Genomic DNA, 2,800 nt, shown 5'->3' on the forward strand with positions numbered 1-2,800 from the left:
TTTAGTCTTGCTTTTTATTTAATTTCATTATTGATTGCTTGTTTTTGTTTGTTTGGTTTGTTTGGTGGTTAATGTTTTATTCAAAGGTTTTTGTTTGCTTATTTTGTTTAAGTTTTTTTATTGTTTTTAATGGTTTTATAACACGCATTGGTATGTTTTATTTGTTTAAGAAGCTTGTTTTTATATAGTGTCGGTATTTTTTAGTTTTTTGGGTTTTTATTCAAAGGTTTTAGGGTTTTAAGAAAACGAGTTTGAAAACAAAATAAAATTTAATCATAACATAAAACCTGAAGCGATAAAATAAAACTTAAAATCATAACATAAGATCTAAAATCCAATTTTTTAAAAAGTTTAATATCTTTGGAAAGAGTCCGCACCAATTAAACATGGATTTAAGAAAAAAGTTTTATTCTTTAGAGAATGTAATTATTTATAGAACTCTTATCTAAGCTTCTTTTAAAAGGAAGTTTATGAAGTTTTTTAAAATCCCTAAACTGCACTTAAATTCTAAAGAGCGCTAAGAAATGTTTTTAGAAAGTTTTATTCTTTAAAAAGTTATCGCTTACAACTAATCTCTTTGGTTTGATTGTAAAAAACGCTTCTAGCGTTTCAGATTTTTATTCTTTTAATGTTTTATTCTTTATTCTTTGCTGGTGTTGCTTTTTTATTTCTTTTGTTTTTAACTTTTTTGGGTTGGGTTGATTTGGGGGGGTTTTATGGTTTTTGTGTTTTAGATTTTTAGAACCGATCTAAAAGAAAACTTTTTCATCAAGTTTCTTTTTTAAAAAAGCCTAAAAATTTCTTAAACACTTCTTTAGGATCGAATGCATCACACACCTTGCACCCATACATGCCAATTAAAATCACAAGCCAGCTCACATACACCCAGCTCATCAAAAACCACAAAATAGAAACGCTCCCATAAAGCTCATGGTAAGTGCGGTTGTATAACACATAATAAGTGAAAGCCCATTTTAACACATGCCAAGAAACGCTTGTAAAAAACACCCATAAAAACACCCAAAAATAATGTTTAAACACCTTATTCGTGGGAATGGTAAAAAGGATCAAAAAAAACGCGTAAGTGCCTATCCATCTTAAAACATGTAACAAGCTTGAATCTTTATCTTCAAAAAACACTTGGATCTTAATATCAAAAAACACCACTAAAGGCAGAGCGAATAAAAACACTAAAGTCGTGCCAAAACCCCAAAATAAAAAGATTTCTTTACCCTTAAAATGCGCATAATCTCTGGGCTTTGCATCAAAAATTTTTGATGCGATGGAGCGGTAGTTTTCACAAAAAAGCACCAACGCCACCACAATAGACACCTCTTCAAGCGTGCCTAAGGTCATGTCTGTTTTTTTAAAATTTTCTAAAAAATCCTTAATCGCGCCAATGAGTTTAGGAGTGTTAGGGAAAATCAAGGCTTCCATTTCACCGCTGTGCGCTTGCAAGTAATGAGACACAAAAAGACTGAACACAAACAACAAAATAGGCGATAAAGACAAAATTGTATAAAAACTCAAACTGGAAGCGTAGTAAAACAATTCGCTTAACCCCAAAAAGGCGTTTTTCAAGCGCTTGGGGAAAATCATTCTAAGAAGGCGCAAAAACCCTCTAACGCTTTTAAAAAATTCCCTCATTAATGACAGCTTGTCGCCATTGTCAAGCCATAAGAGAGCAGTTTTTCTATATCTTTTTTAGGGGCTTTGCCTTTGGTGGTCAAATAGTCCCCTAACACCACCGCATTGATGCCGTATTCAAAAAGCTTGGCTTCCTGTTTGTCGTTATCTTTAAACACCACTTCACGCCCCCCAGCCACCATAAGCCTAGCGTTAGGCAAAAACTCTTTAGCCAAAAGCACGCATTCTAGAGCTTCATCCGCGCTTAAAGTCTCTGCATCAATGGGCAATACCGGGTTTTTAATGAAAAAATTAATCGGCGTGGTGTGCGGGGAGAGCGAAGCTAGCGCCCTGAGCATTTCAATTCGATCTTCCCAGCTTTCATTAAGCCCAAAAATCCCCCCGCTGCACAAGCCTAACCCCGCCCTTAAAGCGTTTTCGCATGTGATAAACCTTTCTTCCCATGTGTGCGTGGAACAAATCTTAGGGAAGAAATTTTGCGAAGTCTCTAAATTATGGTTATAGCTGTGAATGCCCGCATCTCTTAGAAACTCTAGTTGCTCCAAATCCGCGCGCCCGCAGCATGCGATTAGATGCAAGCCCAATTCTTCTTTGTTGATGGCTTTAGCTAATTTGGCGATGTATTCGCATTTTTCATCGTCTAATTCGCGCCCTGAAGTAACCAGACAAAACCCTAAAGCCCCTAACTCCCTTAACGCTCTAGCCTCTTGTAAAACCACTTTTTCATCTTTAAATTTATAGCGCTTGATCGCCCCTTGGTGGTGTGAGCTTTGCGTGCAATAAGCGCAATTTTCCTTACAATCCCCACTGCGCACATTGGAAATAGAACATAAAAAAATCTCTTGCATAATCATTCCTTTGTTTTAAAAAAGTTGGTTTTTTGAGATTGATTATAGCAAAGAAAAAGAAGCGCTTTTTGATTTTAAGGGTTTTATTCCATTAAATATTAAAACTAAAACTTTATTTGATTTTAATTTAATTGTTCGCTTACACCCTTAATATTAATCTCAAAACTTTACGCTATAATTTTCTCACTTTTTCATTAAGGGATTTCATGCAAGATTCATTCACTCAAAGTTAATCTTTTCTACTTCCCTCACCCATTTCAAAACTCACAATAACAAATCGTCCATAAATACAACAGTCATCAAAC

Annotated in this window: 2 protein-coding genes; both read right to left on the reverse strand. The window is 34.8% G+C overall.

The genetic code is table 11. From position 1 onward, the window contains the following. Nucleotides 1–768: 768 nt before the first annotated feature. Nucleotides 769–1,647: a YihY/virulence factor BrkB family protein gene (locus tag CXY28_RS08475; RefSeq protein WP_100980483.1), complete on the reverse strand. Its 879-nt coding sequence runs from the start codon at nt 1,645–1,647 to the stop codon at nt 769–771. Beyond that, a complete protein-coding gene (locus tag CXY28_RS08480) occupies nt 1,647–2,495 on the reverse strand; it encodes a biotin synthase (protein WP_100966166.1) in 849 nt (282 codons plus the stop codon). Before CXY28_RS08480 ends, CXY28_RS08475 begins: the two co-directional genes overlap by 1 nt. Nucleotides 2,496–2,800: the final 305 nt, after the last annotated feature.

It is taken from the genome of Helicobacter pylori (assembly GCF_002832345.1).
Lineage (GTDB): Bacteria > Campylobacterota > Campylobacteria > Campylobacterales > Helicobacteraceae > Helicobacter > Helicobacter pylori_CP.